At 70.3% G+C, this 4,998-nt stretch carries 4 protein-coding genes; 2 read left to right on the top strand and 2 right to left on the bottom strand.

The genetic code is table 11. From position 1 onward, the window contains the following. The first annotated feature begins 18 nt into the window (after positions 1 to 18). On the top strand, positions 19 to 1,314 hold the full coding sequence (locus PMI14_RS28640; RefSeq protein WP_081497421.1) for a serine protease: 1,296 nt from the start codon (positions 19 to 21) through the stop codon (positions 1,312 to 1,314). Continuing rightward, positions 1,311 to 2,291, top strand: coding sequence for an FHA domain-containing protein (locus tag PMI14_RS28645; RefSeq protein ID WP_007860204.1), 981 nt, complete (start codon positions 1,311 to 1,313; stop codon positions 2,289 to 2,291). Before PMI14_RS28640 ends, PMI14_RS28645 begins: the two co-directional genes overlap by 4 nt. 91 nt (positions 2,292 to 2,382) lie before the next feature. Here PMI14_RS28645 and PMI14_RS28650 read toward each other — a convergent pair whose 3' ends face one another. Further along, the gene (locus PMI14_RS28650; protein ID WP_108016552.1) at positions 2,383 to 3,417 is read right to left on the bottom strand and encodes a tripartite tricarboxylate transporter substrate binding protein; all 1,035 of its coding nucleotides are present in this window, start codon (positions 3,415 to 3,417) and stop codon (positions 2,383 to 2,385) included. Between the two features lie 8 nt (positions 3,418 to 3,425). After that, positions 3,426 to 4,871, bottom strand: a complete 1,446-nt coding sequence (locus tag PMI14_RS28655) for a sensor histidine kinase (protein ID WP_007860208.1) — start codon at positions 4,869 to 4,871, stop codon at positions 3,426 to 3,428. Between the last annotated feature and the right edge of the window lie 127 nt (positions 4,872 to 4,998).

The raw sequence follows: 4,998 nt of genomic DNA on the forward strand, positions 1-4,998 counted from the left end.
GCAGCGGGTGTCGAGCCGGTGGACAGCGGTGCGGCCGCATCGGCCGCACCAGCGACAGCGGCGGCGGCCGGTGCCGCTGCTGTGCCCGCTGCACCCCTGTCCCGCGATGCCCGGCGCATCTATGAGCTGTCGCGCGACAAACTGGTGCAGATCCGCACGCTGCTGCGCAATGCCGACACCCAGGCGTCGATCGGCTCAGGATTCTTTGTCTCTGCGGACGGCCTGATCGTCACCAACTTCCATGTGGCCAGCCAGCTGGCGCTGGAGCCCGAGCGTTACCGCGGCGTGTACGTCACGATGGAGGGGCAGGAGGGCGAGGTCGAGCTGCTGGTGTTCGACGTGCAGCGCGACCTGGCGGTGCTGCGCGCCAAGGCCCGCACTGCAGCGGCGCCGGTGCTGGGCTTTCGGCCCGCCGCAGAGGCCCTGGCACAGGGCGAGCGCATCTACTCGCTGGGCAACCCGCTGGATATCGGCTTTGCCGTCACCGAGGGCACCTACAACGGGCTGGTGCGGCGCAGCTTCTATCCGCGGATTTTCTTTGGCGGCACGCTCAACCCCGGCATGAGCGGCGGCCCCTCGGTGGACGATGCGGGGCGGGTGCTGGGCGTCAACGTGGCCAAGCGGCTCGATGGCGAGCAGGTCAGCTTCCTGATCCCCGCCGAGTTTGCACAGGTGCTGGTGCAGCGCGCGGCCAGCGCAGAGCCCATCACGCAGCCCGCGTACGCGGAGATGACCAGGCAACTGACAGGGCACCAGCAGGTGCTGACCGAGCGGTTTCTGAAAGCGCCCTTTCGTGAGCAACGCCACGGCAACTACCGGGTGCCGGTGCCCGATGACGCGCTGGCGCGGTGCTGGGGATCGGGGCGCGACCCGAACTTTCCGGGCTTGAACCTGGAACGCACGCAGTGCCAGGCCGACAGCGATGTCGTGGCCGGCGACTACAGCACCGGCACCGTGCGCCTGGCCTATGAGGCCTACAACGCCCCCACCCTGGGCGCGGCGCGGTTTGCCCGGGTGTTCTCGCAAAGCTTTGCCAACGAGCGCTTCCAGACGCGTGGCAACCGCCACCAGACAGCCGTTGAATGCAGCGAACGTTTTGTGGACTCCGGCAGCCTGCCGCTGCGGGCGGTGGTCTGCATGTCGGCCTACCGCAAGCTGCCCGGCCTGTACAACATGACGGTGCTGACAGCCTCGGTCAACCAGCCCACGCAAGGCATCCTGGGCCGCCTGGACGTGCAAGGCATCGCTTTTGACAACGGCATGAAGCTGGCCAACCACTACCTCAAGGCGTTTCGCTGGGAGGCCGCACCATGATGCCCACCCTCGGCCTCATCGAAGCCTTTGACCGCCACGGCGCACTGCTGGCACGCGCCCCCGTCACCCGCTGGCCCGTGACGGTGGGCAGGGGGCTGGACTGTGACCTGGTGCTCGATGATCCGTTCGTCGCGCCCGCCCACCTGCGCATCGACCGCATGGAAGATGCCCCGCGCGCGGTACAGGTGGAGGTCCTGCACACCCGCAATGGCGCACGCCTGCAGCGCAAGCACTACGCCCAGGGCGAGCGCTTCGACTGGCCGGGCGGCACTCCCATCGACCTGGGCCACACCCACGTCACGCTGCGCCTGGCCGATGCCCCCATCGCCGACGAACAGGCGCTGCCCCAGTTTCCGTGGAGCACGGTGGCCACCACGGCTGCGCTCATGCTGCTGGTGCTGGCTGCGGCATTGGGGTCGGCGTGGCTGGAGGCCCGGGACGCGTCGCAGTATCTGAAGTCTGTTCCTGGCACGGTGCTTGGCCTGCTGGCCAGCCTGGGCGTATGGTCGGGCGTATGGGCGGTGGCCAGCAAGGTGTTCGGCGGCCAGCTTCGGTTCTGGCGCCATGTGCGCATCGCCTGCACTGCCGCCTTGGCGGTGGATGCGGTGCACCTGGTGGTGAACTTTGTGGCGTTCAGTTTCTCGTTGGAATCGGTTTCGCGGTTTGCCAATGTGCTGGTGGTGCTGCCGCTGGCGGGGGCGTTGTATGCCCACCTGTCAACGGTGCTGCCGCGCCGCCGCGTGGGGCTGGCCTGGACGCTGGCTGCGCTGGTGGCATTGGGATTGCCGTCGTGGCTGGGTGCGCAGTGGCTGAACAACATGCGCCTTTCCAACAAGCTGTACATGAGCAGCCTGTTCCCGCCAGGCCTGCGCGTGGCCCCCGCTGTGCCCGTGGACCAGTTCCTGAAAGACACCGAGTCACTGCGTGGCAAGCTGGATCGCCGGCTGCGTGATGACGGTCAGGCGGAGGACGAATAGGGGCGGGTAAAAAATAGCGAAGCGGTTCAGGCCAGGCTGCGTCGCAGGCAGTACGACAAGATGCCGCCCGCCCTGTCAACGGAACAACGGATCAACGGGGCCAGGTGCGCAGCCCCAGGTCTTGGGCCATGCGCCGGTAGTCCTGCAGGCTGCGCTGCACGAAGTCTTCGAGCGCCGCGCCGGTGCGCGCAAAGGGGTACAGGCCGTAGCGGCTGCACAGGGCCGCATAGCCCGGGGCGGCCAGGGCCTGCTCGAAGGCGCTGGTCCATGCGCGCACGGCGGCGTCGGGTGTGGTGGCGGCCATGTACACGCCGCGCACGGTGGGCCAGGCCAGGTCGATGCCCTGCTCGCGTGCGGTGGGCAGGCCGGCGAGCTGGCCTTGCAGGCGCTGGGGTGCCAGCACGGCCAGAAAGCGCAGCGGCAGGCCCTGGGCCGCCGCCTGCATGGCTTCGGCCGCGTCGCCGGTGAAGATGTCCAGGTGCCCGCCGCGCAGGGCCTTGAGCGCCTCGCCCCCACCCTCGAAGGCGACGAAGCGCATCTTCTTGTGGTCCTGCCCCGCCGCGCGCACCAACTGCGCAGCCTTGATCCAGTCCTGGCTGCCGATGGTGCCGCCCGCGCCAAAGACCACGCGCGCCGAATCGCGCTGCAGCGCCGCCGTCACCTGCGCCAGGTTCTGCCAGCGGGCATCGCGGTGCACGGCGATCACGCCGTAGTCGGTGCCCAGCGTGGCGATGAAGCGCACGGCGCCCACCGGGTGCGGGCCGAAGCGGCCCTGGGCGATGTTGAGCAGCGAGCCGCTGGAAAACGCCACCAGCGTGCCCGGCCCGCCCAGGCGCCCCGTGGCCACCTGGTCGAAGGCCACGGCGCCGATGCCACCGGGAAGAAAGCGCGTGGGCAGCGGCGTGCGGCCCGGGCGCACGGCCTGGATCGCATCGGCCGCCAGCCCGCAGGTGAGCCCGAAGCCGCCACCGGGCTTGGACGGAGCCACGCACTCGCCGGGCTCGTTGCTGGCATCGGAGGCCTGCGCGGTGGTGTGCGCGCCGGTGGCCATGCCGCCGAGCAGGGTCGCCAGCACATGGCGGCGCGAGGGCGCGTGGGCGTGCAGGGTGCTGGCAGGGAGGGGCATGGAGACCGTCATGGCTTGGGCCACCAGAATATCGCGAGCAGGCCCGGGCCACTGGGCCGTGCCTCCAGCCGCAGCGCGCCGCGGTGCCGCTCGGCGATGGAGCGCGCGATGGCCAGGCCCAGGCCCGAGCCACCGGCCGCCGCCTGCGAGCCGCGCCGGTAGCGCTGGCCCAGCGCAGCACGCTCCTCGGGCGCCATGCCGGGGCCGTTGTCCTCGACGTTCACGCTCCAGCCCAGGGCATCGCCCGCGGCCGAGAGGGTGATGGTGCCGTGTGCGGGCGTGTAGGCAATGGCGTTGGCGGCCAGGTTCGTCAGCGCCTCGCGCAGCAGGCCGCTGTCGGCCACGGCCATGAACTCCGGGGTGGCGGCGGCGTTGGGGGTGTGGATGCCGAAGTCGATCTGCTTGGCGCGCGCCTGCGGCAGCAGCTCCAGCGCCACGGTGCGCAGCAGCGCGGCCAGGTCGAAGGGCGCGTACTCCACGGCGGCCGTGTCGCTGCGGCCCAGGGCCAGCAGCTGCTGCGTGCTGCGCGTGGCACGCGCGATCTCGCCGCCGATGGCGGCCAGGGCGTCCTGCACCTGGGCGGGGTCGGGCTCGCGGCGCGCGTAGTCGATCTGCATCTGCAGCGTGGTCAGGTGCGTGCGCAGCTGGTGCGAGGCATCGTCCAGGAACTGCCGCTGCTGCGCCACCAGCGCCTGGGTGCGCGCCATCTGCCCGTTGACCGCAGCGACCAGCGGGCGGATGTCGGCTGGCAGGTCGGTGTCGGCAATGGGCGTCATGTCGTCGGGACTGCGCTCCTGCACGCCGCGCGCCAGGCGCGACAGCGGGCGCAGCGCCATGGCCAGCGTGGCAGCGGCCCCCAGCACCATGAGGGCCAGCACCAGGCCATCGCGCAGGGCCGCGCGCTGCACGAAGCGGCGCGTGAACTCCTGGCGCGACTGCGTGCTTTCGGCCACTTGCACGAGCACGCTGCCGGGCTGCCCGTCGGCCGTGGCCGGTACCGCGGTGTCGGTGGCATCGACGTTGCGCCGGTAGGCGGCCAGTCGCACCGACTCACCGAAGTACGTGGCGTCGTAGAAGCGCGGTACGCCGGGCTCCAGCGGGCCCGGGGGCAGGGGCAGGTCGGCGTTGCCCAGTTCCACCAGGCCGTCGGACGAGGCTACGCGGAAGTACACGTGGCCGCTGGCGGTGAGCTCGAAGAATTCGAGCATGGTGTATGGGAGTTCTGCCGAGAGGCCGCCTGATGCCGTGGAGATGTTGGCGTCTATGGATTTGAGGGCGCCCAGCAAGGAGCGGTCGTAGGCGGCGTTGGCGGCTTCGAGGGCGTCGTGCCTGGTCATCCACAGTTCCACGCAGGTGACGAGGGCGAGGACGGGGAGGAGGAGGAGGGCCAGGAGGCGCCAGAGGCTGGTGCGGCGCAAGGTCTTCCACGGGCTGTTGCGGAGGTGCGAGGCCATTCAGTCGTGCCTCGAATGGTGTTGAGGCACTGTGCTGTGGTGGCTTCTGTTCTTGTTTTTGGGGCGGAGGCCGGGATGTGCGCCCGGCGGCGCACCTACTTTCTTTTGCGTCGCCAAAAGAAAGTAG

The organism is Acidovorax sp. CF316 (assembly GCF_000276605.1).
GTDB lineage: Bacteria > Pseudomonadota > Gammaproteobacteria > Burkholderiales > Burkholderiaceae_C > Acidovorax.

What these genes read in the sequence shown, in the direction of transcription:
- PMI14_RS28645 (WP_007860204.1), top strand. Translation starts at nt 1,311, where the DNA reads ATGATGCCCACCCTCGGCCTCATCGAAGCCTTTGACCGCCACGGCGCA.
- PMI14_RS28650 (WP_108016552.1), bottom strand. Translation starts at nt 3,417, where the DNA reads ATGCCCCTCCCTGCCAGCACCCTGCACGCCCACGCGCCCTCGCGCCGC.
- PMI14_RS28655 (WP_007860208.1), bottom strand. Translation starts at nt 4,871, where the DNA reads ATGGCCTCGCACCTCCGCAACAGCCCGTGGAAGACCTTGCGCCGCACC.